The organism is Rhizobium sp. 05L419 (assembly GCF_056397845.1).
On sequence record NZ_JBFTOF010000005.1, the window covers coordinates 113,144 to 139,119 of the forward strand.

Genomic DNA, 25,976 nt, shown 5'->3' on the forward strand with positions numbered 1-25,976 from the left:
AGCTCCTAGCTAACCAGTTGGCGGCAGAGATCGACAAGTTCGTTCGCCCAGCCGGTGAAAAGCGCGAGAAGCACCAGCCAGACGACCAGCATGAAATGCCAGTATGTGGCGCATAGCGCGGTGCTCAGACGCAGCGCCGCCCGGGATGAACGGCGGTCCGCAAATGCCCTGACGCGGGTCCGGCCAAGGACGGCAAGGCCGCCCACTATATGCAGGCCGTGCAGCCCGGTAAGCAGGTAGAAGAAGCTGTTGGCCGGGTTGTCGGCAAGCACGTAGCCGGCGGCGGCCAGTTGGTGCCATGCCGCCACCTGCCCGATGAGGAAAAGGACCGCCGTCGCAAGCGCTGCGTCGAGTGCGATCCGCATCGGCTCGCCGCCGCCGCGCCGCGCCTCCACGGCTGCCCATTGCATCGCCGCGCAGCTGGCGATCAGCATCGCGGTGTTGACCCAGAGTAGCGGCGGCACTGGCGGCGACCACCAGTCGGTGCCGGCCATGCGCACGAGGTAGGCGCTGACCAGCAGCGAAAACAGGGCACCGATCACCGCCAGGAAGATGCCGAGCCCGATCTTCGCGGCAGGCAGCGGTGAACCCTGCCGCCCCATCACGTCGCCGGCCCTGCCGGCCTCGAGCCATGGCTTCGACATCAGCCGCTGCCCTGACATCCACCAGCCGACGACGGCCGCGATCCCGGCCATGAAGATCAGAATTGCACTCATGTCGCTGCCCTCGACAATCCGTCCGGCTGGTTCTGCGGCAGGAAATCTTCTGCCGCGCCCGGCACACTGTAGTCGTAGGCCCAGCGATAGACCACCGGCAGCTCCTTGCCCCAGTTGCCGTGGGCAGGCGGCGTCTGCGGCGTCTGCCACTCCAGCGTCGTCGCCCGCCACGGATTTCCGCCTGCCTCGCGGCCGCGGAAAAGGCTCCAGACGAGATTGAACACGAACACCAGCTGCGCGGCCCCGACGACCAGCGCCGCAATCGTGATGAACACGTTGAGCGTGTGTACCGAGGGCGGGATGAAGACCGTTTCGCCGAGTTCGTAGTAGCGGCGCGGCACGCCGATCAGGCCGATATAGTGCATCGGGAAAAAGATCGCATAGGCGCCGATGAAGGTCACCCAGAAATGGATCCGCCCGAGTATCTCATCGAGCATGCGTCCGGTGATCTTGGGATACCAGTGATAGATCGCGCCGAAGACGACCATGATCGGTGCGACGCCCATCACCATGTGGAAATGCGCGACGACGAACATCGTATCGGAGAGCGGCACGTCCACCACCACATTGCCGAGGAACAGGCCCGTCAGCCCGCCATTGACGAAGGTGACGATGAAACCGAGCGCAAACAGCATCGGCAGCGTCAGATGGATGTCGCCCCGCCACAGCGTCAGCACCCAGTTGTAGACCTTGAGAGCCGTCGGGATGGCGATGATCAGCGTTGTCGTGGCGAAGAAGAAGCCGAAGTTAGGGTTCATGCCGCTGACATACATGTGGTGTGCCCAGACGACGAAACTGAGCGCGCCGATGATGACGATCGCCCAGACCATCATCCGGTAGCCGAAGATGTTCTTGCGCGCATGCGTGCTGATGAGATCGGAGACGATGCCGAAGGCAGGCAGCGCCACGATATAGACCTCAGGGTGCCCGAAGAACCAGAAGAGGTGCTGGAAAAGGATCGGGCTGCCGCCCTGAGACTTCAGCTGTTCGCCCATTTCGACGATGGACGGCATGAAGAAGCTGGTGCCGAGCAGCCGGTCGAACAGCATCATCACGGCGGCGACGAAGAGCGCCGGAAAGGCAAGCAGCGCCATGACGGTCGCGGTGAAGATGCCCCAGACAGTGAGCGGCATCCGCATCAGCGTCATGCCGCGCGTGCGCCCCTGCAGCACGGTCACGACATAGTTCAGCCCGCCCATCGTAAAGCCGATGATGAAGATGATCAGCGACGACAGCATCAGGATGATGCCCCAGTCGCGCCCGCCAGGCGTGCCGGAAAGCAGCGCCTGCGGCGGATAGAGCGTCCAGCCGGCCCCTGTCGGCCCGCCGGGCGCAAAGAAGCCGGCGACCAGCACCAGGACGGCCAGCAGGTAGAGCCAGTAGCTCAGCATGTTGGCATAGGGAAACACCATGTCGCGGGCGCCGAGCATCAGGGGGATGAGATAGTTGCCGAAACCGCCGAGGAAGAGCGCCGTCAGCAGGTAGATCACCATGATCATCCCGTGCATGGTGATGAACTGATAGTAGTGATCGGCATCGATGAAGGAGAAATAGCCGGGAAAGCCCAGCTGCAGGCGCATGAGCCAGGAGAGCACCAGCGCCACGAACCCGATCGCGAACGCGGTCAGCGAATACTGTATCGCAATGATCTTGGCATCCTGGCTGAAGACGTAGCGCGTCCACCAGCTCCTGGGATGATAGAGCTCCACATCCGCGACTTCGGCGGGCGGGACGATGTCGCCGGCACCGGCTGGTATATCGACCATGGCATGCCCTTCTTTTCTCCTCCCGTCACGGGCCCGCGACGCCCGCGACGCCGGTCAACTGGCCGGTACCACTGATGCCATCAACTGCTGGAACGTCTGCTGCTGTTGCAGCCAGCCTTGGTACGCTTCCGCATCGTCGACGACGACCGAGCCGCGCATCTGCGGATGGCCCACACCGCAAAGCTCGGCGCAGAGAACCTCGAACGTCCCGGTCCGCGTCGGCGTGAACCAGAAATAGGTGACTGAGCCCGGGATCATGTCCATCTTCGCCCGAAACTCCGGCACGTAGAAATCATGCAGTACGTCGAGCGAGCGCAGGTGCACGCGCACCGACTTGCCGAGCAATAGATGCAGGTCGCCGCCCGAGATGATGATGTCGTCGAGACCGGCCGGATCGCTGCTGATGACGCCGAGCGGATTGTCTGGGGTCACCGCCCTGTTGTCGGCCCGCCCCAACTTTCCGTCGGCTCCGGGCAAACGGAAATTCCACTGCCACTGCTGACCGATGACCTCCACTTCGCCGGCATCCGGGGGCACGGTGACGAATTGCTTCCAGACGACCAGCCCCGGCGTCAGCATCGCCGCGACACCGAGCGCCGTACCGCCGGCGAGCCACCATTCCAGCTTCTTGTTCTCAGGCTGATAGGCCGCCTTGCTGCCGGGTTTGTGACGGAAGCGAAACACGCAATAGGCCACGAAGCAGACCACCGCGACGAAGACGAAACCGGTGATCCAGAAAGTGATGATGATGGTGTTGTCGATATAGTTCCAGTTCGACGCGATCGGCGTCCACCACCACGGGCTCAAGAGGTGGAAGGCCACCGACCCGAGAGCGATCAGAACCAGAACCAGCACGACAACCATGGGCTCCTCCCGAGCCGCACTGCCGGTTGCGGCCACAATCCGCAACCGTCGCGCGTTTACTTTAGTAATATCTCATAAATATGTGATGGCGGCAATTGCCGCTTCGAACATCATCGCCCTTGCACAATTGCCCGCATGCTACTCTTCTAGTTGGAGAACTGCTTCAAATAGGCGATGAGATTGGTGATGTCGGTATCGTCCTTCACTCCGACGAATGTCATTTTCGTGCCCTTCACCTTCAACTTTGGGTCGTGAAGATAATCGCGCAGCGTCGCGTCGTCCCAAACGAGTCCAGCCTTGCCAGCCGCCTGCATCGCCGGAGAATAGGAAAAGTTCGGATGCGTTCCGGCCGCCCGGCCGAACAGATGGTTGAGCGAGGGCCCCACCTTGTTCTTGTCGCTATCGGCGATGTGACAGACCGCGCACTTCTTAAAGACGGTCTCGCCGGCCGCGGCGTCGCCCTCCTGGGCGAGCGCGCCGGACGCGAAAAGACAGATGACCGACATCACAACTGCAAGATCACGGCAACGCATAGCAATCCTCCTCCCAAAGGTTGCCAACCAGACGGTGCCGACGTCCGGCCCGACCTGTTGTCCCGTTCACCCGCCCGCATCGGCGGGCAAATGACGCACACTGTCAGGTAAAGCTATGCCCCGGCGGCGCGAAGTCAATTCGTCCAAACAGCTGTGCGCCACACGGTCGCATCCGCCTCGATCGGCGGACAACTGTCGCGGCTCGACGACTAGGCGGCTGCGCGCATGAAGTTGCCGAGACCCGCAAACAGTTCGACAGACTTCAGCCGCGCCTCGATATCGTGAATGGGCATCGAGATGATGACCTCATCGGCCTGTGTGTCGCGCAGGAACTCGGAGAGCTTTGCCTCCGCCGTCGTCTGCGAACCGACGACCGCATAGCGCAGCGTATGTTCGACCGTCATCTTTTCCATCGGCGACCAGAAGCTCTCCATGTCGTGGACCGGTCGCGGGAACTGACCGCGGACATTGCGGCGCAAGTTGACGAACTGCTGCTGTGCGGAGGTGAAGTGATACTGCGCCTCCTCGTCGGTCTCGGCCACCGAGCCCATCACGCCAACCATGGCATAGGGCTTGTCGAGAACGGCCGATGGCTGGAAGCGGTTGCGATAGATATCAAGCGCGTCAAGCAGCGAATCCGGCGCAAAATGCGAGGCAAACGCATAGGGAAGACCGAGCATCGCAGCGAGCTGCGCGCTATAGAGGCTGGAACCGAGAAGCCAGATCGGCACATGGGAATTCATGCCCGGCACCGCAAGGATTGCCTGGTTTTCGACAGGCGCGCCAAGCAATTGCTGCAGCTCGACGACGTCGTTGGGAAAGCTCTGGGCACCGGCATCCAGATTGCGCCTGAGCGCTTGCGCGGTCCGCATATCGGTACCCGGCGCCCGCCCGAGGCCGAGATCGACACGTCCCGGAAACAACGCGTCCAGCGTGCCGAACTGCTCGGCAATGACGAGGGGCGAATGATTGGGCAGCATGATCCCGCCCGAACCGATCCGGATCCGTTTCGTCGCCGCCCCGACATGACCGATGACGACGGCCGTCGCGGCGCTGGCAATGCCCGGCATGCCGTGATGCTCGGCCAGCCAGAACCGCGTGTAGCCATACTCCTCCGCTTTTTGCGCCATGCGCGCCGAACTCTCGAGCGACTGACGGATCGTGCCGCCTTCGGGAACGGGGGAAAGATCGAGAATCGAGAAGGGAACCATGGCAGGGCCTGTCGGTAATTGGAATGACAGGTCTATGTAGGTGGCCGGTTTGGCGATGCCAAACGGCGAGGCAAAGAAAAGCGGCCTTTGCGAGATGTGGTCATCCCGTTCATTCCCCGCCGACCTCCACAGTGACGTAGTGGGTGAGTGTGAGAAAGCGCGTCATGCCAAGGGACTCGGCCAACCGGATCGACGGCAGGTTCGTTTCCTCAGCCTGGTAGCGGGAAACAAGGTTGCGGCGTTTCAGTTCGGCGAGTGCCGCGCGAACGACACGGCGAGCCAGACCGCGACCGCGCGCCTCGGGGAGAGTGTAGACGCCCCCGATTTCCCAAATTTCGCCGTCAACCTGGAAAGCAAAGCAGGCGGACAGGATCTTGCCGTCGTCCTCGGCTGCCGAGCTGAACGCTTGGCCGCTGTCGACAAGCGGGCGGAGCCACTCCGCGCTGTGGCCTTGCACCGCAAACAGGTGAAACGCCGCTTCGGCGGTCGTCGTTCCGATCGTTGCCGTCTCATCAAGCGGCTCAAGATCCGTTGACGTGTAGGAGAGGAAGGACGTGCGTCTCTCCAACGGAAATTCCTCTCCAACGACCGCCCAGTCATCGTCGGAGCAAAGTTTGAAGACCAAGCCTCGGTCCCGCGGCACGAACGTCAGCAGCCTCCGCGTGAGCTCTGGCGCATCACTGGCGATGATGGCCGACGCACTCGCGTCGGGATAGGTTTCAAGATCAAATTCGCTGAATGCGTGGTCGAGTACCAGAAGGGTTGCGACACGGTCACGCCGCACGAGCTGATAGACACTCGAACCCTCAGAACGGGCGGTCAGAAATTTCAAGAGCACGACGTTGCTGAGCGGCGCTCGGCGGAGGGTCGCCAATACCTTTTCTGGATCAGTCTGCTCCGACAGCATTCGCGGCACCTCTTGGAGCAGGGCAGGCAAAGCCCGCAACCAGGGATCTCCGGTTCCGTTGTCCGATCAGCCCTTGCGACGCAGCACGTGCACCTCGGCGCTCTGCTGATGCTGGCCCTGCGTCAGCGTGAAATGGGAGAGCTGTCGGTCCATTTCGACCGCCTCGGTGGCAAGCCGGTGGATGGCCGCCGTGGTCTCCTCGACCATGGCGGCGTTCTGCTGCGTCATCGCATCGAGTTCGGAAACGGCGGCGTTGATCTGGCGGAGCGTATCGGCCTCTTCCCGGGTCGAGTCCATGATCTCGCCGACCTGGCCATTGATCGCCTCGACATGGCCGCCGATGCCGTTCAGCGCGTCGCCTGCCCGCTCGACCAGCGACACGCCGGCCTCGACCTCGCGGGTGGATTTCTGCAACAGATTGCCGATTTCCTTGGCAGCGCTCGACGAGCGTTGCGCCAGTTCGCGCACTTCCATGGCAACGACGGCAAAGCCCTTTCCGGCCTCGCCGGCGCGCGCGGCCTCCACTCCGGCGTTCAGTGCCAGCAGGTTCGTCTGGAACGCGATGGAATCGATGACGCTGATGATCGAGTTGATCTGGCGGGATGACGCCTGGATCGCCTCCATGGCGGCAATCGTGTCGCGCATGATCTGGCCGGACCCGCTGGTCTCGCGCTTTGCCTCGCGCGCGATGCGTTCCGCCCGCTCGGCGCGTTCGATCTGCAGGCGAACGGACTGGGTGATCGCGTCGATCGCATTCGCCGTCTCGGTGATTGAGGTCGCCTGCCGCTCGGTCCGCCCCGCCAGCTCGTCGGCGCCGGTGCGCATTTCTTCGGAGCCGGCGCGAACAGCCATCGAGTTTCCGCCGATCGCGGTCATGGTTTCGCTGAGCGTTGCCAAGGCCTCGTTGAAATTGACGCGCAGGCCTTCGAGCGCGTTCGGGAAGCGGCGATCGATCTGGTAGGCAAGGTTGCCGTTTGCCAGATGGCGCAGCCCGTCGTCGATTGACTCGACGACCTCTTGCAGGCTCTTGGCTTCCGCCTCGCGGTCGGCCATGTGCTGCTGCCGGTCGCGGTCGGCGAGCGCCCGCGTTTCGGCACTGGCCGCTTCGAGTTCTCGGGTTTCGATCAGCGATTGCTTGAAGCGCGCGAGGGCCTTTGCCATCGTGCCGATCTCGTCGCCCCGGTTCAGACTGCCGATCTCGACATCCAGCTTGCCGTCCGCCACGTCGCGTGTGACGCCGGCGAGACGAGCGAGCGGCGAGAACAGCATTTTCGTTATGATGCCGGTTGCAATCGCCATCACCACAAGGACGCCGATCGCGATCATCGTCAGCAAGGTGGCAATCTCGATCGAGCCGGCGTTGATCTCGCTGAGGCGCACGCTTTCAACCACGAGGAACCGCGAGCCCTGATAGTCGATGCCCTTGACATAGGCGCGGGCTGCGCCGTCGGCGCGGTTGAAATCCGCGACCGTCATGGTGCTGCTGGCAAGTGCATCCTTCAGGAAGGTGAAGGGCGCAGTATCCAGGGTGACGAGCTGGCCGCTGGCGCTGACGGCCACGGCAGACCCGTCTTCCGAGACGATCGCTGCCTGCGCCGTGCTGCCGGAAACGATACCTCTTTCCAGGATGCTGGTAACAACGTCGTCACGCACCCTGAAGAGAATGACGCCCTTCGGCGCGCCGAGCTTGACGATCGGAACCGCGTAGAAGATGGCGGCCCTGCCACTCGATGCATCGACGCGCAGGCCGGAAAACCCGACGGGTGCGGAATCGTCGGTCGCCTTTGCGATATTGGCGATCGCCTTGGCGAACGCAAGCCCGACACCGGTCGACGTCCATGCATCGGTTTTAAGGTTTTCCGCGAAATCCTCGTTCTTCTTGTAGGAGTAGAGAACATGACCGTCGAGATCGGCAATGAGCAGATCGCTGAAGGCCGTGTTCTCAAGATCGCGAGCGACCTCGCTCTGCGTAGCCTCGTGGTTCGAATAGTAAAAGCCGCTCGGCGCCTCCGGCTTGACCAGCTTCTCACGCTGATCGGCCGGGTTCGGATTGTTGGTGATGAACACCTTCTTCAGTTCGGCGCGGGCATCGCCCGACGTTTTCTCGATCGTCTTCCAGCCGCTCTTCAGGCTGGTGATCGACATCTGCAGCGCCTCGATGCGCGCGATCGAATAGGCCTGGTTCTCCAGCTGTTCCAGCTGATCCTGCAGCATGTCGCCGCGGAAGATCAGTACGCCCTCCTTCGCCTTCAGCGCCTGCTCACCCGAAATGCGGCTGCTGGCGAAATAAGCGAGGCCGTTGATGACGGCGATGGAAAGTGCAGTCAGCAGTATGAATGTCGCAATAACTTTAAAGGACAGGGACTGAAATCTCTGAGCCATGAACAATGAACCCTTCCGGAACGGTATATGCCGGGCAGAGGCGTGAACGTCCCAGTCGGCTGACCTGAAAACAGAAAACGGGAGCCTTGCCTGTCGGGGCCCCTCTCACTTTTATGGATCAAAGCTCACGCATGGAGTTTAAATTGACGTAAACGGAACCTCTCAAATTAGGCAATGTTTTTGTTTTGTTCACATATCGATGGCAGTTATTTCGCGACTGCAATAGGGTGAAGCATGCAAAATACGATTCGCATCATCGGCATCGACCCCGGCCTGCGCCGCACAGGCTGGGGAATCATCGAGACGTTCGGCAACTCGCTGCGCTTCATCGCCTCGGGTACCGTCACGTCGGACGGCGACATGGATCTCGCCTCTCGTCTCTGCCAGCTGCATGACGGGCTCGCGGAAGTCGTGCATGCCCATCAGCCGGACGAAGCCGCCGTCGAGCAGACCTTCGTCAACAAGGACGCCGTCGCCACCCTGAAGCTCGGCCAGGCCCGCGGCATCGCCATGCTGGTGCCCGCTCGCGCCGGCCTGCAGGTCGCCGAATATGCGCCGAACGCAGTGAAGAAAGCCGTCATCGGCGTCGGCCACGGCGAGAAGCAACAGATCCACATGATGCTGAAGATCCTGATGCCGAAGGCGGAGTTCAAGGGCAACGACGCGGCCGACGCGCTCGCCATCGCAATCTGCCACGCGCACAATCGCGGCAGCAACCGCATGCGCCAGGCAGTCCTGACCGGCTGACGTGTTCTTGACTTGTTCTTCCGGTAATGATAATTCTTACTTCATTGTCGGAGATGCAAGATGCGCGTCACATCAAAAGGTCAAGTTACCATTCCACGCGACCTGCGCGAGCTCGCGGGCATCGAACTGAACAGCGACGTGATCTTCTCGGTCGAGGGCGGCAAGCTGGTTCTGGCTCCGAAGAACGGAAAGCAGGAGCTGGAAGATCGCGGCCGGCTGGGTCGCTTTATGAATGCTCTCGATCGTCTCGAAGGAACCGGCGACCAGACGGTCGATGCCGAAGCGCTCATGTCGATGACACGGGACCGCTGATGCCGACTTTGATCGACACCAACGTTCTGGTCGATCTGTCGATCCCGGCGTCTGATTGGCATGGATGGTCGCGCCAGCGAGCGCTCGATGCGTTCAACGCCGGCCCTGTGTTGATAAACCCGATCATCTACGCGGAGTTTTCCCTGCGGTATCGCGATATGGACGAGGTTGACCGCCTGCTCCCGCAGGAGGAATTCCGCCGCGAGAACCTACCGTGGCCCGCGGCTTTCGCCGCAGCCGCTGCCTTTAGGGTCTACCGCAAATCCGGTGGCGGGCGAGAAAGCATCCTGCCCGATTTCCTGATCGGCGCGCATGCGGCAATCCGCGGCTACGCCGTCTTGACGCGCGACCCCAAAGGATACCGATCCTACTTCCCTTCACTCGACCTCATCACGCCCGAAACCCATCCCTGACGGACCCCATACATGATCGGCAAGCTCAAAGGCACCATCGACGAAATCGGCGACGACTATGTCCTCGTCGATGTGCATGGCGTCTGTTACGTCGCCTTCTGCTCGGCGCGCACCCTGTCGCGCATCGGCTCGGTCGGCGAAGCCTGCATTCTCTTCATCGAGACCTATGTTCGCGAAGACCAGCTGAAGCTTTTCGGCTTCATGACCGCGCTCGAAAGGGAATGGTTCAACCTTCTGCAAAGCGTTCAGGGCGTCGGTGCCAAGGTGGCGCTCGCGGTCCTTTCCACGCTGACCCCAAGCGAACTCGCCAACGCCATCGCCCTGCAGGACCGCACAGCCGTATCGCGCGCCCAGGGTGTCGGTCCCAAGGTCGCGGTGCGCATCGTCACCGAACTCAAGAACAAGGCACCGGCTTTCGCCGGCGAGGCAGCGGCCAACATCGGCTTGAAGCAGGAACTCGGCGAGGGCGTCGCCGCAGCACCTGTCGCCGATGCGGTTTCAGCGCTGACCAACCTCGGCTACAGCAGGGATCAGGCGGCCAATGCCGTAGCGGCCGCGATGAAAACCGCGGGCGAGGGTGCCGACAGCGCCAAGCTGATCCGGCTCGGGTTGAAGGAACTGGCGCGGTAGCTTCATTGCTAACAGAACGCCGCCTTACTATTGTCAATATGCAAGGCAGATCGAAGTGGAGCAACGCCATGGGTTTCAACATCACGATCGCCTCCAAAGGGCAGATGACCATTCCCAAGCATCTGCGCGACCAGCTGAACGTCAAACCGGGCGACAAGTGCTATGGTTGGGTTCGAAATGGCGAGATGGCAATCATTCCGCACAACAAGCCGGTCACCGAATTGGCCGGATTACTCCGAAAGCCGCCGGCCGGCTCGCGTGCATCTCAAGACGAAATCGATGATACCATCATGGATGCGGCCGTAGAACGATATGAAAATGCCACCAGGCGGAGCGGTGGAGAATGACAACCCGTCTCGGCATCGATACAAACGTCCTGCTGCGCATCGCCATTCCGGATGATGCGGGGCATATCGGTGCCATCGACGGACTTCTGAAGCGGCTGAATGCAGACGATGCTCTCTGCGTCGATGTCTCAGTTGTTCTCGAAGCGGACCCGGTTCTCGGTCGCAAGTATCGTTACCCCAGAGATCGCATCCTGGACTTCATCCAGGCAATCGCGGAGCGACGCGAGTTTGAGGTTGCGGCGTATGAAGCAGTTGGCAATGCAGTCCATCTCTGCCCTATGTCGAACGTGGATTTTGCCGATGCGTTGCTAAGCGAAATGAATTGTATCGCCGATTGCGGCAAAACCCTTACCTTCGATAGAAAAGCCGCCTCGCGCGTCCCCGGAATGGAACTCCTCGCATGACTGAAGCCGCCCGCCTGATTTCCTCTGAGAAGCGAGGCGAAGACCTGGACGTGACGCTGCGCCCGCAGTCGCTGGACGAGTTCACCGGCCAGGCCGAGGCGCGCGCCAATCTCAAGATCTTCATCGAGGCCGCCAAGAACCGCGGAGAGGCTTTGGACCACGTCCTTTTCGTCGGCCCGCCTGGCCTCGGCAAGACGACGCTGGCACAGATCATGGCCAAGGAACTCGGCGTCAATTTCCGTTCGACCTCCGGCCCCGTTATCGCCAAGGCCGGCGATCTTGCGGCGCTCCTGACCAACCTCGAAGAGCGCGACGTGCTCTTCATCGACGAAATTCACCGCCTCAGCCCGGCCGTCGAGGAAATCCTCTATCCGGCCATGGAGGATTTCCAGCTCGATCTCATCATCGGCGAGGGTCCAGCCGCACGCTCGGTGAAGATCGATCTCTCGAAATTCACGCTCGTTGCCGCCACCACCCGCCTGGGCCTGCTGACGACGCCGTTGCGCGACCGCTTCGGCATCCCGGTGCGCCTGAGCTTCTACACGGTAGACGAGCTCGAACTGATCGTGCGCCGCGGCGCACGCCTGATGAGCCTGCCGATAACCGACGAGGGAGCCCGCGAAATCGCCCGCCGGGCCCGCGGCACCCCGCGTATCGCCGGCCGCCTCCTGCGCCGCGTGCGCGACTTTGCCGAAGTAGCCAGGGCCGAGGCCGTCACCCGCGAAATCGCCGATGAGGCGCTGACACGGCTGCTTGTCGACAACATGGGCCTCGACCAGCTCGACAAGCGCTACCTCAACATGATCGCTGTCAACTTCGGCGGTGGCCCCGTCGGCATCGAGACCATCGCCGCCGGCCTTTCCGAACCGCGCGACGCGATCGAGGACATCATCGAGCCCTATATGATTCAGCAGGGCTTCATCCAGCGCACGCCGCGCGGCCGCGTGCTCACGGCAACCGCCTGGAAGCATCTCGGCATGCAGCCGCCGAAGGACCTCGAGGCAGCGCAGTTCCGGTTGTTCCAGGAGGACGATTAATCGTTCAGCACGGCGTCCGACGGCAAGACAGGAGGAATCAACCCGTGGCCACTTTCGACCCTTCCCGGTCCTTCCGCAAACTTGCCTATAACAACGCACTGGCCAACCATCGCTTGCATGCCGCGGGCGCCCGGCTACAGCCCGGCGAGTTCGAAGCGCCGCGCACGGGCTTCTTTCCGTCGATCAAGGAGACCCTGAACCATATCATCACGGTCGACTGGTTCTATGTCGATGGTCTGGAAGGCGGCACGCTCGGGCTCAAGGCCTTCGAAGTGGACGAGCCGTTCGACGATATCGCATCGCTGGCCGAAGCGCAGGCGAAGGTCGACCGGCGCCTCTGCGATCTATGCGAAGCGCTGACGCCGGACAAGATCGTATCGACCGTGAACATTCATCGCGGCGAGCKGATACAGCGCGAGCGAATGGAGGACATACTGGGCCACCTCTTCCAGCACCAGACGCATCATCGCGGTCAGGTCCACGCGATGCTGGCCGGTACCACCGTGAAGCCGCCGCAACTCGACGAGTTCATCGTCGGCGACGACGCACGCTTCCGCAGCGGCGAACTCGCCGCCCTCGGGTGGAGCGAGGCAGAGCTGATGCGCTAGCGCATCGGCTCCAACTGAGCCTTGTAAGGAATGAGGGCCGACGCCTGTCATCCTATGTCGCTACGTCGGACCAGGAGGAAAACGCCGCGAACACGGAAAGCAACCTGCGGGTCGATCATGCCAAGAACATTGATACTTTAGGTCACCGGGCAAGCCATCCCCGACCTGTGGGGGCCCACATCTAGTCCTGCAGCCGCGACTTCAGGCCGTCGATGATCGTCTTGCTGAGAAGCTCGTAGTTCTCGTCGAAATGGTGGTCGCCGGCGAGCGTAATGACGTCGACGCCGGTGCCTTTCAGATCCGGGCAGGCCACTTCGTCATCGTCTTCCTTGCCGTAGATGCATTGGACGATCTTGGGATCGACCTTCTTCAGGTCATCCACCGGATCGCCGCCGGCCCCCTCGGTTTTCTGGCCGAGCCAGCCCATGACAGAGATCTGGTAGTCCACCGCGTGGGAGAGAGACAGAAGCGATATCTGCGCAACCGAGCTTTTGGGCGCCGGCTTCAGCAGTGAAAAAGCGGCGGGCACCACATCCGCACCAAAGGAATAGCCCACCAGCAGCACGTGCTTGACCTTCCATTGCTTACGGTAGAGTTCGATGATCCTGCCGAGATCGTCCGCCGTTTCCTGCGGCTTGCGCTCGGACCAGAAATAATGGAGGGAATCGATCCCGACGACCGGGATGCCTTGCTTCTGCAGCGACGCGCCGACTTCCTTGTCGATATCGCGCCAGCCTCCATCGCCGGAAAAGATCACCGCCATCGTGTCGAAGACCGGCTTGGCATCGAGAACGGTCAGCGGCAGTCCGAGTGGGTTGTCGGCGCTGGCGGAAGCCGCAATCAGCTCGTCGAGAATATCGCTGAGCGTGGTCTGCGCATCGTCTTCGGAATCGCGGATATCGATGCCCGCATGCGCTTTCTTCAATTCTTCCACATGAGCCCGGCCTTCCTTGCCGGCGGCCGGGGTGAAGGCCGCGATGACGGGATCGGGCAACGAGATATCGCTGAKGCCGTAGATCATCCGGTCGCCGACCGTCTGCTTTTTCGCCGGCGTGCAAAGTTCCTTCGTCAGCGGAATTCCTGCGAGCGGATCGACCGCGAGCGTCTGGCCGATGGTGGCATCAGGCGTCTGCGCGGCAATGGCAAGCGCAAGCGCTCCACCCTCGCCGATGCCGGCAATGATTGGCAGATGGTAGGGGCTGTTCCCGGCAGCACGCTGAACCTGCTGGCTGAGTGACTCGATGTCGGACACCAGGTAGATGCAGCCGTCGTTCTGGCTGACGTCGTATTGTCTCAGCGCCTCGATGTAGGACGGGAAATCGACGCCGATGACGACAGATCCCTCACCCACCATCCTGTCGGCTTCGGCCTTTTCCTTGTCGCCCCAGCCGGCAGCATCCGAGATCAGCATGACCGCGCCCTTAACGTCGCCTTGCGGCAGGAAGATGTGCGGAGAAGCAATGAGACCGGTTTCGAAGCTCTGCGTCGTTTCGCTTGCTGCCCGGGCCGCAGGTGCCGCAAGCGACAGCGCGCACACCGCTGCAAGAAGGTATCTTTTCATTATTTCCTCACGACCCCTTTCAATCCGCCGCCGATCAGGAACGTTGCGTCCATCAATGCGATCATCGGATTGCCTCCTCCGGAAACCGCAAGATAACGCGGATGCCATTGAGGGTGAAACTTGGATTTGAAGGCCCTGAGGCCCTTGAAGTTGTAAAAGCGCTCGCCGTGTTCGAAGACAGTGCTGCCGATGCGGTCCCAAACCGGCGCAGCCTCCCGCTTCGACATGCCCGAAAGCGGTGCCATGCCGAGATTGAAATGGGCAAACCCTTCGTTCCGCAGATACTCCATGATCTGCACGAAAAGGAAGTCCATCGAGCCTTTCGGCGCATCCGGCGAGAAGCGCATCAGATCGATTGTCCCCTCGTCCCTGGTTTCGGTGATCAGGATGTTCGCGAACGCAACGATCTTTCCCTCGCGCTTCAGGATCCCGACCGGCTGGCCGACGATATAGTCCGGTTCAAAAGCGCCTAGCGAAAAGCCCTTTTCCTTGGCGTTGTGATCCTGCAGCCAGGCGGTGGAAACCGCGGAGAGCTCGTCCATGACGGCGGGGACGCCCTCCGGTCCGATCACCTCGAATTCCAGGCCGTCGCGCTGGGCGCGGCTGGCGGTCTGTCGCAGGTTCGCCCACTTGCCGCCCTTCATCTCGAAGGCTTTGAGATCGGCCACAGCGAGCTCGCCCAGCTTGAAGGCGCGCAGCCCCGCATCGGCGCAGTGCGAAAGAAGCGCCGGCGAAATCTGATAGAAAACGGCGCGGCAGCCGGCTGCGCGGGCCGACTCGACAAAGCGCCAGACGAGCTCCGGGATAGCGCTTCGGTCGCCGATCGGGTCAAACAGCGCGATCCATGAGCGGCCCTGCCGGCCATACATGATGAAGGCATCGCCCTTTTCGGAAAACATGATGCTCTTGTCGCCCATGCGCACCAGATTTGCGTCGGCGTATCGTTGCTTGCCGACGATCCCGACCGCGCGTTGCAGCGCTTCGTCGGAGGCCGGTTCCGGCTTCGACGTTGCCGGTCGCAACAGGCTGAAGATAGCGATCGCCGAAGAAATKATCGTGATGCCGAGCACGGCGCGCAGGCCGCGCGGCGCCTCGTCGGCGAACTCGAACTGCCACCAGAGCTCGTTGCTGTATTCGACATCGCGGTAGACGAACAGCAAGATGACGATCGCACCGACGCAGACCACCGCGATCGCCGTCAGCCAGGATGCCGTCAGCGTCTGGTTCAAAAGCGATGCGTGCCGGCGGAAAAGGCGGCGGCTGACGAACAGGCCGAAAATCAGGAAGCCCAGGAAGCATGCCTCTACCAGCGCGATCGCCTTCAGGAGCGAAAGCGTCAGCGCAGCGGCGGCAGAAATGATGGAAACCCACCAGGCCCCGTCGAGCCTCTGTCCCAGGCCGCGGGCTGCAACGACCAGCGCCAGCCCGAGCAGGCTGGAAAGGAAGTGCGCGCCCTCCACGATCGGCAGCGGCAGGTAGTTGGCAAGGAATTCGAGATTGGAATCCGGCGTCGGCGTCACGCTCGAAAAGATCAGCATGACGCCGAGCAGCAAGGCAAGCGTCGACAACAGCTGCGGCATCAGCCGGATGCCGATCCTCCGGACACCGGATGCGACCGGATGATCGGCGAAGCGGCGGAGCTCGGTTGCCGAGACGGCGAGCACGGCGATCACCAGCGGCAGCACGTGGTAGATCAGCCGATAAAGGACGAGCGAACCGAGCACCGCGTCGATGTTCACCGCGCTGCCGAGCGAGGCGATGATGACGGTCTCGAACACGCCGAGACCGGCCGGCACATGGCTGAGCACCCCGAGACCGACCGCGATCGCATAGATCGCCAGGAATACCGGCCAGCTGATCGCCGTTTGCGGCAGAAGCACATAGAGGACGGTGGCGGACGCTGCGATATCGAAGGCGGCCACGAGGAACTGCTGCGACCAGGTGGCCGAATCCGGCAGGCGTATCGACACCGAACCGATGTGGAACACCTTGCCGCCGCGGCCAAACACCATGACCGCTCCCAAAAGCGCGACGATCGATCCGCCGATCAACCGGAGCAGCAAGCTGCTGACGTTGATCAGCGGAGCGATCTCGTCGGCGATGGCCAAAAGCGCAATCGATCCGACGCCGGCAAGCCCGAGGCCGAAAGCGACCGTGACGAACGCGATGACGCGACCGATTTCTTMCGGCGTCAGGCCGAGCCGCGAATAGGCGCGGTAGCGGATCGCTCCGCCGCTGAGCGCACCGAACCCGGCCGTGTTCCCAACCGCGTAGGCGCTGAACGCAGTCAGCGCGACCTGGGGAAAGGGCAGCTTCCTGCCGATATACTCGATGGCGTTGACGTCGTAAAAGACGAGCGCGAGGAAGCTCAGACCGGTGAAGAACAGCGCCAGGAGAATCGAGCTGGTCTTGGTATCGGCAAGAGCCTGCACGACGTCGTCATAGCGGACCTCGTTCGTCAGCTGTACGATCGCGAAGCCGACGATGCAGAAGACGGCAAGCGTCGCAACTGCCGTCAGATGTGTGCGGTATCGCCTGAAGAATCCGCGCAAGGCGGTCTCTTCCATGTCTTCTATCTCTTCCAAATTGCCGTGCCCCGACATTTCTTACCGTCGCGATTTCCATCTTTGCGGGAATCATGTTTCGAATGCGTAACATAACCGGCATGCACACCGAGCGTACACATGCACGCGCCACCCCAGCGCCGCTTACAGACGTCTGCTTCATCTCTAATTGGGGCAATTTTGGCGCAATCGGCGGGTTAACACATTGCATTTTCGTAAGCTCGGCCAGTCCGCCGGTCAGATCCGGGCAGCTGCCGTTGATTGCGCTCGCAGCAGCAGCCGTTGAACCGTCGTCATCTCATCATACTGCGGGTTCGCCGCCGGCTTCGGACCTCTGCGCGGCAAAGCGCGCAGCCGCCGCACGTGCTTCGGCATCGCGCCCCTCACCCGAGACCTGCACAGTCGGCACGGCAAACTCAATGCCGTTTTCCTTGAAGGCATTTCGGATCATGGCGAGCGCATTGCGGCGGATCACGAACTGCTCTCCGGGCTTGGTCATCATCGACAGCCGTATCTCGATTGCAAATTCGCCAAACTGCTCGACGCCCTTCATTTTCAGCGTTTCGATGATGTGTGGGCCATACTCCGGATTTTCCAGCAACTGCTGGCCAATCTGCTTGATGACCTTCTTCGCCTTCACGAGGTCCGTATCGTATGTGACGTTCAGCGAGATCTTGTCGATCGTCCAGTCGCGGTTGAGATTCTTGACGGCGCCGAGTTCGCCGAACGGCACCGTCGTCAGGGGTCCCCGATGGTGCCTCAACCGGACCGACCGCAGGCTGAAGGCCTCCACGACGCCCTTGTGGCTGCCGCTTTCGATGTATTCGCCGATGCGAAAGGCGTCGTCCCACAGATAGAACATACCGCTGATCACGTCCTTGACGATCGTCTGCGCGCCGAAGCCGACCGCCACACCGACCACGCCGGCGCCGGCGATGAGCGGCCCGATCTCCACGCCGAGCCCGGAGAGCACCATCAAAACCGCGATCACGGCGATGACGACAGCGAGGATGTTGCGGAAGATCGGCAGCAACGTCTGCAGCCGCGCCCTCCTCGCCTTTTCCTCGTCACTGGCAGCGCTGTCCAGTGCCGAGTTCTCCAGCCTCGAATTGATATAGGCCCGAGCCAGATGCCAGAGGAGATCGGCGGCAAGCAGGATGACGATGCCGCCGATCGAACCGCGGGTGATGCGATCGACCATTGTGTCGCCTGCAGCCATGCGATCGGCGGCCAAGCCAAGTATGCGCCCGAGCCACACGGCGGCGATCGCGATGATGGCGGCACGCACACCGCGATCAAGAAGAACCGCCGCGATACGGCGCTTGGCCAGGAACCCGGCCTCCGCCTGATGCAGGCAACGCACCGCGAGCGTGGCGACGCGCAGCGCACGCGGCAGAAGCACCAGATAGATGCCGATCCACAGCAAGAAGTTGAATCCTCCGACCCACAGGAGCCAGAGCGCCACGAAATAGATCGTCAGCAACCACGAGATCGTTGCACTTCTTTGCCCGCCTTCGGCAGGCCGCGACCAGACGGCCTCCGTGGCGATCAGGAGCAGCCCGATGCCGAGCGTGTAGCCGACCAGATAGCGCGATCCGCTGGAAAATCCGAGCGGCAGCATGAGCTGGATGATGACCCAGCCGAAGGCGAAATAGATGACGAAGACCGCGCTGCGCCGGAACCAGAACAGTGCCGCCGACCGGGACACCTCACGCTCTCCGTCGGCCTTCGCAAGCGTGATCAGAGCCACGAGCAATCGGCCAAACGAGATCGTGAAACGTGCCACCAGCAGCGCGATCGCGATTGCGATCGCCATCGACTGCGTGATCGGCGGCCATTTGAACACGACCAGCGGCACCAGCGTCGCGACGCCGAAGACCAGCGCCGGCACGATGCGGTAGGTCAAATTGGCCGCCGCATGGTGTGCGACCGTCACCACCTCGCCGTCCGCGCGCCGAATTCGCGGTTTCGGCACGAGCAGACGAAACAGCATTTCGGCAGCCGGCCCGGCCAGGAGCAACGCCAGAACTTCGATCGTGACCAGTGCCCAGCCGCTCGGTTCGACCTCGCGATCGACGATCGCCGACGCCGCTTCGACCTCGTGGGGCAGCTCCATCGCCGCGCCCGACACCAGATCGAAGTGGCGGCGCGCATGGCCGAGAAGTTCGGAGAGAACCGACATCTGGTCGGCGCTCGCTTCCCCGGCGGCAGGCATTGCCTGCATCTGCGTCGCCATCCATTGCTTGGCTTGCGGCGTCTGCATCAGCTGCAGCATCTGCCGCACCTCGGCGGGCGGCGCCGCGGCGGGCCCCGGCGCGGCTGGTGTCGGAGCGGCTGGTGTCGCGGGCGTCTGCGCGCCGGCGCTCGCTGCCGTCGAAATGGCCACAATCAGCAGCAGAAGCCGCAGCACGCTGCGCGCGCCAATTCCCACACCCATTCGCCGGTCCCTTCGATATGTCTCGCCCACCTTATATCGCGGCGTAGGAAAGAAAAGCCCGCACAGCTTGCGGCTGCGCGGGCCTAATATCCGTTTGTGCGGAATAGGTTACTCCTTGGGTTTCTCGACGTGGCCGCCGAAGCCGGCGCGCATCGCCGACAATACCTTGTTGGCGAACTCGTCGTTGTCGCGCGAGGAGAAGCGGCCATAGAGCGCAGCGCTGAGCACCGGCGTCGGCACGCTCTCGTCGATGGCCGCCATGATCGTCCAGCGCCCTTCGCCCGAATCGGAAACGCGGCCCGCATATTGCCCAAGCGCCGGATCGGCATGCAGCGCATCCGACGTCAGGTCGAGCAGCCACGATGTAATGACGCTGCCGCGGCGCCACACCTCGGCGACATCCTGCAGATTGAAATCGTAGCGATAGTATTCCGGATGAGCGAGCGGTGCCGTCTCGGCATCCGCCTCGTGGCTGTCCGAACCGATGTTCGCGCGCTTCAAAATGTTGAGCCCCTCGGCATAGGCAGCCATCAGACCGTACTCGATGCCGTTGTGGACCATCTTGACGAAGTGGCCGGCGCCGTGCGGGCCACAATGGAGATATCCCTGCTCGGCCGTGCTGCCTGGCGTGACAGGCCGGTTTTCCGAGGGCACAACCGAACCCTGTCCGGGAGCAAGCGAGGCGAAGATAGGCGAGAGTGACTGCACGATGCCCTTCTCGCCGCCGATCATCAGGCAGTAGCCGCGCTCGAGGCCGAAGACGCCGCCGCTGGTGCCGACGTCGACATAGTGGATGCCCTTGGTGATCAGCTCGGCGCCACGGCGGATGTCGTCGTGGTAGTAGGAGTTGCCGCCGTCGATGATGATGTCGTCGTCGTGCAGCAGCGGCAGGAGCTGGGCGATCACCTTGTCGGTGATAGCAGCGGGCAGCATCAGCCAGACCGCGCGCGGTCGCGAAAGCTTCGAGACCAACTCTTCCAGCGAAGCACTGCCGACGGCCCCCTTGGCGGCAAGATCGGCAACGCTTTCCGGTCTCGCATCGTAAACGACGCATTCATGGCCATCACGCATCAAGCGCTGGACCATGTAGTTGCCCATACGGCCCAAACCAACCATGCCAAGCTGCATCTCAAGTCTCCTAGAATATTTAATCGATATGATTGCGGAAACTAGCACTCGCATGACAGCAAGCAAGCGAAGTCTGCGTCACATTGAGGTCATGGCTTCATAGCTGCTGCGCAGTGCCGTCATGGCTGAAAAGCGATCACGACCCGTCCGCTCGTCGCATCCGCGACCATCCTTGCGACATCGCCCGCGATAGCCTTTGGTATCGCGAGCGTCAGCTGCGCGCCCGTGCCCAGAAACGCCTCGTCTGTTACGCGAACGCCCGCCGCAGCACTGAGCCGCGCCTTCACCAGCGCCAGGTCCGAAAAGCCGACATGTATCCTTGTCTCGGCCATGGGGATCAATTCGATGATGCCGGACGCCCGCAGGCATGCCGACGCCGTTCCGCCATAGGCGCGGATAAGACCGCCGGTGCCAAGCAGGACGCCGCCGAACCAGCGGGTCACGACCACGATGACGTTGTCGAGCGATTGCCCGTCGATCGCTTGCAGAATTGGCTTTCCCGCCGTGCCGCTCGGCTCGCCGTCATCGTTGAAGCGATAGCCCTGGCCGATCCGCCAGGCCCAGCAATTGTGATTGGCACCGGGATCGGCATGTGTCGCCAGGAAATCCTTGGCGTCCTGTTCGCCTGCGATCGGGCCTGCGACGGCGCGAAACCGGCTCTTCTTGACGATCTGCTCGAATGTCTCGATGCGTTCCAGTGAAAACATGGGCGTGGCATATCGCCTGCGCCGAGCGTTTCGCAAGTGAAACTGTCGCGGCGCGGTGCCGATCACCGGCGGCACAGCACTTCAAACGCAAAAACGCCCGCTGCAGTGCAACGGGCGCTTCATCCATCGGCTGCTCGCAAAGAGCAGCAACCGGGTGTGTTAGCGAACGGCCGCATCGCGTGCGACGCGCTGGATGTCGGCGCGGTCGATGCCAAGGTCGTGCAGTGCGCGGTTGGACATGCGGCCGAGTTCGGAAACCGTCTGACGATACTTGCGCCAGTTGTTGAAGGAGCGTGCTACGTTCATGATGATCCCCTTTCCTAGGGCTGTCAGCGTTCGGCAACGTTCTTGCTGCCGGTGTCTTTCTGTTGAGGTGAATATACGTCCGGACCGACATCGCGAAAAGCGCTAAGGCATCAGGCCACCAATGCATTCAGCGCATAGCTTTACAGGAAATGCACAATATTTGATCTCTTCGACGAGACCGGAGCGACCAATTCCCCGTCACGATCAATGGCGGGGCCGCCGGGGCGACTTCACCCCAAGGCTTGGCCCGCCATAGGAAGGATTTTGCAATACTGAACCGTTTGATCCGCAAACAAGACCCCTCCGGCTCCCAACCACGGGTTCACCGAGACTTCCGACCGACAAAGCCATTTGCACCAAGAGCACATGTCGTAGGCAAGAAGCAGTGTCGCCTGACCAGCACCGCGCGCCCAATAATGGTTCCGCTTTTCACCCGCAACGGACCGCAACCGCATTGTCAGCGCCGATGTCCTGCGCCAAGACGCGCTACTTCAGGGCAATGCGCACCAGCCTCCCACACTGAGCTCTCACGATAGGACATGCGAAATGAACAAGACCACTGCCGCGGCACTCACATTCACTGCCGTGCTGCTCTCCAGCACATTGGCGCATGCTGCCGATTTCTCCGTCGAGCCTTTGAAGGACGGCGACGCCTTCATCGGCTGCCTGGCGCAGAATACTCAGTCCGGCATCGGCTTCCTTGCGGTCGGCGACAAGGTCGCGCTGTTTGCGAACACCGCCAGGTTTCCGTTCGAAAAAGGCGATGAGGTGAAAGGAAGCTGGTCGGTGGACGACGGCGACGAAGCTGAGTTCTCGTCCACCGCCGACAGCGCGCATACGGCGACGATCGACGTCCCGAACACGTCCGAAGCCGTTTTAGCGCTGACGTCAGGCAAGGAGCTGAATGTCACGGCAAACGGCGTCGAGGGGCAATTTCTGCTGGCCGGAGCGAAACAGGCCTTCACCGATCTGATCGCCTGCGTAGAGAAGGAAGGGGCGCAATAGGACCGTCGATCATCACAGGGTGAAAACCGGGCGCGCCGCAAGACGCGCCTTCTTCGTCCAGCCATAGTGGGGCATGCCGTATCGGGGCACTGGCCTTCGCCCGCCCGGTAAAACGCGTCATGGGAGGTGAGTGCGATCCGCGGCAACCGGTGGATGTTTACGATCCTGGGTGCCTACAAACGTAGGTGGGCGCCATATGTCCAGGCCCACGAGCCTGGTCAGGGACAGCTCCCTTTGGATCGAGTATGGCCCCAGGGATTGTGGTTCCTGTCGAGAGGCGCAGATCGCATGCCCTATATAAGACCGATCGCGAGGCTGCGCCAGAGGCTCCGCAGGCACGCCTTGGATTTATTATCTAATTGAGCTCCGCAGGCGCGCGACCGGTGAGCTTGTCGGTAATGCCGCGAATGTGGCCGGTAACCTCGACAAGCGCTGCGGCGAAGGTCTCCTCCGTCCGCGCGGTCGCCGCAAGAACGGTATCCCGGTTGCCGCGCAGCGTTTCGAGTTCGGATTCGAGGCCGGCGACGCGCCGTGTCAGTTCCGAGATCTCGTCCATGATCATGATCCCGGCCATCACGGTGATCCTGAGGTCGCCGATTTCGCCGAACTGATCCTTGAGATGGCCGACATAGCGGTCGAAACGGGTCGCAAGATCGGTCAGGTGATCTTCCTGCCCTTCCTCGCAGGCCATCCGATAGGCCTTGCCGTCGATCGTTACCGTTACCTGCGCCATCTCATCTGTCCTTCACTAGCGGTCGAGGACGGCGCGGATCGTCTCCATCGCCGTCACCAGCCGTCGCGACACCTCGCGATTGACCTCCTCCAGGCGGTTCGCGCGGAACTCCGCCTGATCGAGCTCCTGCGCGAGCTTCGAGCGATCCGCATGAACGCGGCGTACTTCGCCCTCGATCTCGCCATGCTCGCGCTGGCGCTCGATGCGCATGTCCACGGCGTTTTCGAGACCCGAAATCGCCTGTCGCAGCTCATTGAGCGCTGCCTCGATGATATTGCCTGTGGGCGTCATGTCTCTTCCGGTTCCCCGCTCAAGACCCGCGAATCGGCGCCTGAAGCCGATCCAATGTTCAAAAAAGGATATGCAGCTCGCCAACTGCCCGTCAATAAAGGCCACGGGGCGATCGGTGCCCTATCCTGTGGATGACGCCAATCAATGCCCGCATCACAGACCTTTCAACTTTTGTAAAAATAGATGGTCAAATGTCTAAAATCGATTCAACAGCCCTGTAACTGGCCGTCATTTTATTGACTTGGCCGTTCCAACTGCTATGTGTCAGCCGCTCTCATTGATGGTCTCCACAGGCTTGAGGCCATCCCCCGACACCCGGAACCAGCGGAATAGTGATGATCTCTCCTGAACAACACGACCGGATGGCAAATGCGATCCGCTTCCTCGCCATGGATGCAGTCGAAAAGGCCAACTCCGGCCACCCAGGCATGCCGATGGGCATGGCCGATGTGGCGACGGTCCTGTTCACCAAATATCTGAAGTTCGATCCGAAGAAGCCGCATTGGCCGAACCGCGACCGTTTCGTGCTTTCGGCCGGCCACGGCTCGATGCTGCTCTATTCTGTGCTGTACCTGACCGGTTATCCCGACATGACGGTCGAAGACCTGAAGCAGTTCCGCCAGCTCGGCTCCAAGACCGCCGGCCATCCGGAATATGGCCATGCTACCGGCATCGAGACGACAACAGGCCCACTTGGCCAGGGCATTGCCAATTCCGTTGGCATGGCGATCGCCGAGCGCAAGCTGCGCGAGGAATTCGGCGCCGACCTGCAGGATCACTATACCTATGCCATCTGCGGCGACGGCTGCCTGATGGAAGGCATCAGCCACGAGGCCATCGCGCTTGCAGGTCACCTGAAGCTGAACAAGCTGGTTCTCTTCTGGGACAACAACTCGATCACGATCGACGGTGCCGTGTCGCTGTCCGACTCGACCGATCAGGTTGCCCGCTTCAAGGCTGTTCACTGGAACACGATCGAAGTCGACGGTCACGATCAGGCTGCGATCTCGGCCGCCATCGAAGCCGCCCACACGTCCGACCGCCCGACCTTCATCGCCTGCAAGACGATCATCGGCTTCGGCGCTCCGAACAAGCAGGGCACCCACAAGGTCCACGGCAACCCGCTCGGCGCCGACGAAATCGCCGCCACCCGCAAGGCGCTCGATTGGGAGTACGAACCCTTCGTCGTTCCCGCAGACGTTCTTGATGCATGGCGCTCAGCGGGCAGCCGCTCCGTTGAACTGGTCAAGGCATGGGAAGACGGCCTCGCAAAGGCTCCCGCCAAGGCCGAGTTCACACGCCGCTTCGCCGGCGAACTGCCGGAAGGCTTCGACGCTGCCATCAGCGCCTACAAGAAGAGGGTCGCCGAGACCCAGCCGACTGTCGCCACCCGCAAGGCATCCGAAGATGCGCTCGAGGTCATCAACGGCTTGCTGCCGGAAATGCTCGGCGGCTCCGCCGACCTGACACCCTCGAACAACACCAAGACCAGCCAGATGGTGTCGATCACGCCGACCGACTTCTCCGGCCGCTACATGCACTGGGGCATCCGCGAGCACGGCATGGCCTCTGCCATGAACGGCATATCGCTGCACGGCGGTCTCATTCCCTACGGCGGCGGCTTCCTGATCTTCTCGGATTATTGCCGCCCGCCGATCCGGCTCGCAGCGCTCATGGGTATCCGCGTCATCCACGTCCTGACGCATGACTCGATCGGCGTCGGCGAAGACGGCCCGACCCATCAACCTGTCGAACAGGTTGCCAGCCTGCGCGCCGTTCCGAACCTTCTGGTGTTCCGCCCGGCTGACGTCACCGAAACGGCTGAGTGCTGGCAGATCGCCGTCAAGACGCAGAAGCGCCCATCGGGTCTTGCGCTGACCCGTCAGAATCTGACGGCGGTGCGCACCGAGTACAGCGAAAAGAACCTCTGCGAACAGGGCGCCTACACGCTGGCCGGCAAGGCCGACGCCAAGGTGACGATCTTTGCTTCGGGCTCCGAAGTCGAGCTCGCCGTTGCCGCTCGTGCAACGCTGGAAGCCAAGGGCGTCAGCGTCCGCGTCGTCTCGGTTCCCTGCACGGAACTGTTCTTCGAGCAGCCTGACGCCTACCGCAAGGAAGTCCTCGGCAACTCGCCCGTCAAGATCGCCGTCGAAGCCGCCGTTCGCGAAGGCTGGGATGCGTTCATCGGACCGGAAGGCAGCTTTGTCGGCATGAAGAGCTTTGGCGCTTCCGGCCCGGCCAAGGACGTCTTCAAGCATTTCGGTATCACCGCAGACGCAGTGGTTGCCGCTGCAGAAGCCAAACTTTGATCAAGGAGCGCCTCCGGGCGCTCCCCTTTCCATAACGCAAGCCCTACTTATCGGGAGT

25 protein-coding genes and 1 other RNA gene are annotated in these 25,976 nt (G+C 61.9%); 10 read left to right on the forward strand and 16 right to left on the reverse strand.

Annotation, left to right across the window (positions count from 1 at the left end; genetic code table 11):
- Positions 1 to 5: 5 nt before the first annotated feature.
- From AC1DMK_RS08450 to AC1DMK_RS08480, 7 genes are all read right to left on the reverse strand, one after another.
- Complete coding sequence (locus AC1DMK_RS08450; RefSeq protein ID WP_477858318.1) at positions 6 to 716, reverse strand: cytochrome c oxidase subunit 3; 711 nt, start codon at positions 714 to 716, stop codon at positions 6 to 8.
- A complete protein-coding gene (gene ctaD, locus AC1DMK_RS08455; protein WP_477858320.1) occupies positions 713 to 2,482 on the reverse strand; it encodes a cytochrome c oxidase subunit I in 1,770 nt (589 codons plus the stop codon). Before ctaD ends, AC1DMK_RS08450 begins: the two co-directional genes overlap by 4 nt.
- Positions 2,483 to 2,536: 54 nt before the next feature.
- Positions 2,537 to 3,346 carry a cytochrome c oxidase subunit II gene (locus tag AC1DMK_RS08460; RefSeq protein WP_477858322.1) on the reverse strand — a complete coding sequence of 270 codons (810 nt, stop codon included), beginning with the start codon at positions 3,344 to 3,346 and terminating at the stop codon, positions 2,537 to 2,539.
- Between the two features lie 146 nt (positions 3,347 to 3,492).
- Positions 3,493 to 3,879, reverse strand: coding sequence for a c-type cytochrome (locus AC1DMK_RS08465; protein WP_037069236.1), 387 nt, complete (start codon positions 3,877 to 3,879; stop codon positions 3,493 to 3,495).
- Between the two features lie 209 nt (positions 3,880 to 4,088).
- A complete protein-coding gene (locus AC1DMK_RS08470) occupies positions 4,089 to 5,090 on the reverse strand; it encodes an LLM class flavin-dependent oxidoreductase (RefSeq protein ID WP_477858324.1) in 1,002 nt (333 codons plus the stop codon).
- A gap of 109 nt (positions 5,091 to 5,199) precedes the next feature.
- Positions 5,200 to 5,997: a GNAT family N-acetyltransferase gene (locus AC1DMK_RS08475; protein ID WP_477858325.1), complete on the reverse strand. Its 798-nt coding sequence runs from the start codon at positions 5,995 to 5,997 to the stop codon at positions 5,200 to 5,202.
- 66 nt (positions 5,998 to 6,063) lie between these two features.
- Entirely contained in the window at positions 6,064 to 8,379 is a 2,316-nt protein-coding gene (locus AC1DMK_RS08480) for a methyl-accepting chemotaxis protein (RefSeq protein WP_037069243.1), read from the reverse strand.
- 234 nt (positions 8,380 to 8,613) lie between these two features.
- Here AC1DMK_RS08480 and ruvC point away from each other — a divergent pair, with 234 nt between their 5' ends.
- The 8 genes from ruvC (at position 8,614) to AC1DMK_RS08520 (ending at position 12,877) form a co-directional block, all read left to right on the forward strand.
- A complete protein-coding gene (gene ruvC / locus AC1DMK_RS08485; protein WP_037069245.1) occupies positions 8,614 to 9,126 on the forward strand; it encodes a crossover junction endodeoxyribonuclease RuvC in 513 nt (170 codons plus the stop codon).
- 60 nt (positions 9,127 to 9,186) lie between these two features.
- Entirely contained in the window at positions 9,187 to 9,438 is a 252-nt protein-coding gene (locus AC1DMK_RS08490; protein WP_477858328.1) for an AbrB/MazE/SpoVT family DNA-binding domain-containing protein, read from the forward strand.
- Positions 9,438 to 9,851, forward strand: coding sequence for a type II toxin-antitoxin system VapC family toxin (locus AC1DMK_RS08495; protein ID WP_037069250.1), 414 nt, complete (start codon positions 9,438 to 9,440; stop codon positions 9,849 to 9,851). Before AC1DMK_RS08490 ends, AC1DMK_RS08495 begins: the two co-directional genes overlap by 1 nt.
- A gap of 12 nt (positions 9,852 to 9,863) precedes the next feature.
- Positions 9,864 to 10,481: a Holliday junction branch migration protein RuvA gene (gene ruvA, locus AC1DMK_RS08500; RefSeq protein ID WP_477858330.1), complete on the forward strand. Its 618-nt coding sequence runs from the start codon at positions 9,864 to 9,866 to the stop codon at positions 10,479 to 10,481.
- A 68-nt stretch (positions 10,482 to 10,549) separates the two neighbouring features.
- Positions 10,550 to 10,828, forward strand: coding sequence for an AbrB/MazE/SpoVT family DNA-binding domain-containing protein (locus AC1DMK_RS08505; protein ID WP_477858331.1), 279 nt, complete (start codon positions 10,550 to 10,552; stop codon positions 10,826 to 10,828).
- Complete coding sequence (locus AC1DMK_RS08510; RefSeq protein WP_037069259.1) at positions 10,825 to 11,232, forward strand: PIN domain-containing protein; 408 nt, start codon at positions 10,825 to 10,827, stop codon at positions 11,230 to 11,232. The genes AC1DMK_RS08505 and AC1DMK_RS08510 overlap by 4 nt, the downstream gene beginning before the upstream one ends.
- Positions 11,229 to 12,269: a Holliday junction branch migration DNA helicase RuvB gene (gene ruvB, locus AC1DMK_RS08515; RefSeq protein WP_037069262.1), complete on the forward strand. Its 1,041-nt coding sequence runs from the start codon at positions 11,229 to 11,231 to the stop codon at positions 12,267 to 12,269. Before AC1DMK_RS08510 ends, ruvB begins: the two co-directional genes overlap by 4 nt.
- Positions 12,270 to 12,313: 44 nt before the next feature.
- The gene (locus AC1DMK_RS08520) at positions 12,314 to 12,877 is read left to right on the forward strand and encodes a DinB family protein (protein ID WP_477858334.1); all 564 of its coding nucleotides are present in this window, start codon (positions 12,314 to 12,316) and stop codon (positions 12,875 to 12,877) included.
- Between the two features lie 181 nt (positions 12,878 to 13,058).
- On the opposite strand, the gene AC1DMK_RS08525 is transcribed toward AC1DMK_RS08520, so the two are convergent.
- The 6 genes from AC1DMK_RS08525 to AC1DMK_RS08550 all read right to left on the reverse strand — a co-directional run bounded on the left by AC1DMK_RS08525 (position 13,059) and on the right by AC1DMK_RS08550 (position 21,580).
- Positions 13,059 to 14,438 carry a virulence factor family protein gene (locus tag AC1DMK_RS08525; protein ID WP_477858336.1) on the reverse strand — a complete coding sequence of 460 codons (1,380 nt, stop codon included), beginning with the start codon at positions 14,436 to 14,438 and terminating at the stop codon, positions 13,059 to 13,061.
- A complete protein-coding gene (gene mprF / locus AC1DMK_RS08530) occupies positions 14,438 to 17,041 on the reverse strand; it encodes a bifunctional lysylphosphatidylglycerol flippase/synthetase MprF (protein ID WP_477858337.1) in 2,604 nt (867 codons plus the stop codon). Before mprF ends, AC1DMK_RS08525 begins: the two co-directional genes overlap by 1 nt.
- Positions 17,042 to 17,303: 262 nt before the next feature.
- A complete protein-coding gene (locus tag AC1DMK_RS08535; RefSeq protein ID WP_477858339.1) occupies positions 17,304 to 19,439 on the reverse strand; it encodes a mechanosensitive ion channel family protein in 2,136 nt (711 codons plus the stop codon).
- Between the two features lie 108 nt (positions 19,440 to 19,547).
- Positions 19,548 to 20,567 carry a phosphogluconate dehydrogenase (NAD(+)-dependent, decarboxylating) gene (gene gnd / locus AC1DMK_RS08540; RefSeq protein WP_477858341.1) on the reverse strand — a complete coding sequence of 340 codons (1,020 nt, stop codon included), beginning with the start codon at positions 20,565 to 20,567 and terminating at the stop codon, positions 19,548 to 19,550.
- Between the two features lie 119 nt (positions 20,568 to 20,686).
- Positions 20,687 to 21,274: an IMPACT family protein gene (locus tag AC1DMK_RS08545; RefSeq protein WP_477858342.1), complete on the reverse strand. Its 588-nt coding sequence runs from the start codon at positions 21,272 to 21,274 to the stop codon at positions 20,687 to 20,689.
- 159 nt (positions 21,275 to 21,433) lie between these two features.
- Positions 21,434 to 21,580 carry a DUF1127 domain-containing protein gene (locus AC1DMK_RS08550; RefSeq protein WP_080725715.1) on the reverse strand — a complete coding sequence of 49 codons (147 nt, stop codon included), beginning with the start codon at positions 21,578 to 21,580 and terminating at the stop codon, positions 21,434 to 21,436.
- 546 nt (positions 21,581 to 22,126) lie between these two features.
- Here AC1DMK_RS08550 and AC1DMK_RS08555 point away from each other — a divergent pair.
- A complete protein-coding gene (locus AC1DMK_RS08555) occupies positions 22,127 to 22,585 on the forward strand; it encodes a hypothetical protein (protein ID WP_477858344.1) in 459 nt (152 codons plus the stop codon).
- A 130-nt stretch (positions 22,586 to 22,715) separates the two neighbouring features.
- Here the strand turns inward: AC1DMK_RS08555 and ssrS are convergent.
- The 3 genes from ssrS to AC1DMK_RS08570 form a co-directional block, all read right to left on the reverse strand.
- Positions 22,716 to 22,874: non-coding RNA, 6S RNA (gene ssrS / locus AC1DMK_RS08560), on the reverse strand.
- A gap of 66 nt (positions 22,875 to 22,940) precedes the next feature.
- On the reverse strand, positions 22,941 to 23,318 hold the full coding sequence (locus AC1DMK_RS08565) for a cell division protein ZapA (RefSeq protein ID WP_037069286.1): 378 nt from the start codon (positions 23,316 to 23,318) through the stop codon (positions 22,941 to 22,943).
- A 15-nt stretch (positions 23,319 to 23,333) separates the two neighbouring features.
- Positions 23,334 to 23,609 (reverse strand): DUF4164 domain-containing protein, encoded by a 276-nt coding sequence (locus AC1DMK_RS08570; RefSeq protein WP_477858347.1) that lies wholly within the window; start codon positions 23,607 to 23,609, stop codon positions 23,334 to 23,336.
- Positions 23,610 to 23,944: 335 nt separating this feature from the next.
- On the opposite strand from AC1DMK_RS08570, the gene tkt reads away from it, so the two are divergent.
- Positions 23,945 to 25,918 carry a transketolase gene (gene tkt / locus AC1DMK_RS08575; protein ID WP_477858349.1) on the forward strand — a complete coding sequence of 658 codons (1,974 nt, stop codon included), beginning with the start codon at positions 23,945 to 23,947 and terminating at the stop codon, positions 25,916 to 25,918.
- Positions 25,919 to 25,976 lie beyond the last annotated feature (58 nt).

What these genes read in the sequence shown, in the direction of transcription:
- ruvC (WP_037069245.1), top strand. Translation starts at nt 8,614, where the DNA reads ATGCAAAATACGATTCGCATCATCGGCATCGACCCCGGCCTGCGCCGC.
- AC1DMK_RS08490 (WP_477858328.1), top strand. Translation starts at nt 9,187, where the DNA reads ATGCGCGTCACATCAAAAGGTCAAGTTACCATTCCACGCGACCTGCGC.
- gnd (WP_477858341.1), bottom strand. Translation starts at nt 20,567, where the DNA reads ATGCAGCTTGGCATGGTTGGTTTGGGCCGTATGGGCAACTACATGGTC.
- AC1DMK_RS08480 (WP_037069243.1), bottom strand. Translation starts at nt 8,379, where the DNA reads ATGGCTCAGAGATTTCAGTCCCTGTCCTTTAAAGTTATTGCGACATTC.
- AC1DMK_RS08570 (WP_477858347.1), bottom strand. Translation starts at nt 23,609, where the DNA reads ATGACGCCCACAGGCAATATCATCGAGGCAGCGCTCAATGAGCTGCGA.
- AC1DMK_RS08505 (WP_477858331.1), top strand. Translation starts at nt 10,550, where the DNA reads ATGGGTTTCAACATCACGATCGCCTCCAAAGGGCAGATGACCATTCCC.
- AC1DMK_RS08450 (WP_477858318.1), bottom strand. Translation starts at nt 716, where the DNA reads ATGAGTGCAATTCTGATCTTCATGGCCGGGATCGCGGCCGTCGTCGGC.
- AC1DMK_RS08510 (WP_037069259.1), top strand. Translation starts at nt 10,825, where the DNA reads ATGACAACCCGTCTCGGCATCGATACAAACGTCCTGCTGCGCATCGCC.
- tkt (WP_477858349.1), top strand. Translation starts at nt 23,945, where the DNA reads ATGATCTCTCCTGAACAACACGACCGGATGGCAAATGCGATCCGCTTC.
- ctaD (WP_477858320.1), bottom strand. Translation starts at nt 2,482, where the DNA reads ATGGTCGATATACCAGCCGGTGCCGGCGACATCGTCCCGCCCGCCGAA.
- AC1DMK_RS08475 (WP_477858325.1), bottom strand. Translation starts at nt 5,997, where the DNA reads ATGCTGTCGGAGCAGACTGATCCAGAAAAGGTATTGGCGACCCTCCGC.
- AC1DMK_RS08545 (WP_477858342.1), bottom strand. Translation starts at nt 21,274, where the DNA reads ATGTTTTCACTGGAACGCATCGAGACATTCGAGCAGATCGTCAAGAAG.
- ruvA (WP_477858330.1), top strand. Translation starts at nt 9,864, where the DNA reads ATGATCGGCAAGCTCAAAGGCACCATCGACGAAATCGGCGACGACTAT.
- AC1DMK_RS08550 (WP_080725715.1), bottom strand. Translation starts at nt 21,580, where the DNA reads ATGAACGTAGCACGCTCCTTCAACAACTGGCGCAAGTATCGTCAGACG.
- AC1DMK_RS08555 (WP_477858344.1), top strand. Translation starts at nt 22,127, where the DNA reads ATGAACAAGACCACTGCCGCGGCACTCACATTCACTGCCGTGCTGCTC.
- AC1DMK_RS08495 (WP_037069250.1), top strand. Translation starts at nt 9,438, where the DNA reads ATGCCGACTTTGATCGACACCAACGTTCTGGTCGATCTGTCGATCCCG.
- AC1DMK_RS08535 (WP_477858339.1), bottom strand. Translation starts at nt 19,439, where the DNA reads ATGGGTGTGGGAATTGGCGCGCGCAGCGTGCTGCGGCTTCTGCTGCTG.
- AC1DMK_RS08465 (WP_037069236.1), bottom strand. Translation starts at nt 3,879, where the DNA reads ATGCGTTGCCGTGATCTTGCAGTTGTGATGTCGGTCATCTGTCTTTTC.
- AC1DMK_RS08460 (WP_477858322.1), bottom strand. Translation starts at nt 3,346, where the DNA reads ATGGTTGTCGTGCTGGTTCTGGTTCTGATCGCTCTCGGGTCGGTGGCC.
- ruvB (WP_037069262.1), top strand. Translation starts at nt 11,229, where the DNA reads ATGACTGAAGCCGCCCGCCTGATTTCCTCTGAGAAGCGAGGCGAAGAC.
- AC1DMK_RS08470 (WP_477858324.1), bottom strand. Translation starts at nt 5,090, where the DNA reads ATGGTTCCCTTCTCGATTCTCGATCTTTCCCCCGTTCCCGAAGGCGGC.
- AC1DMK_RS08565 (WP_037069286.1), bottom strand. Translation starts at nt 23,318, where the DNA reads ATGGCGCAGGTAACGGTAACGATCGACGGCAAGGCCTATCGGATGGCC.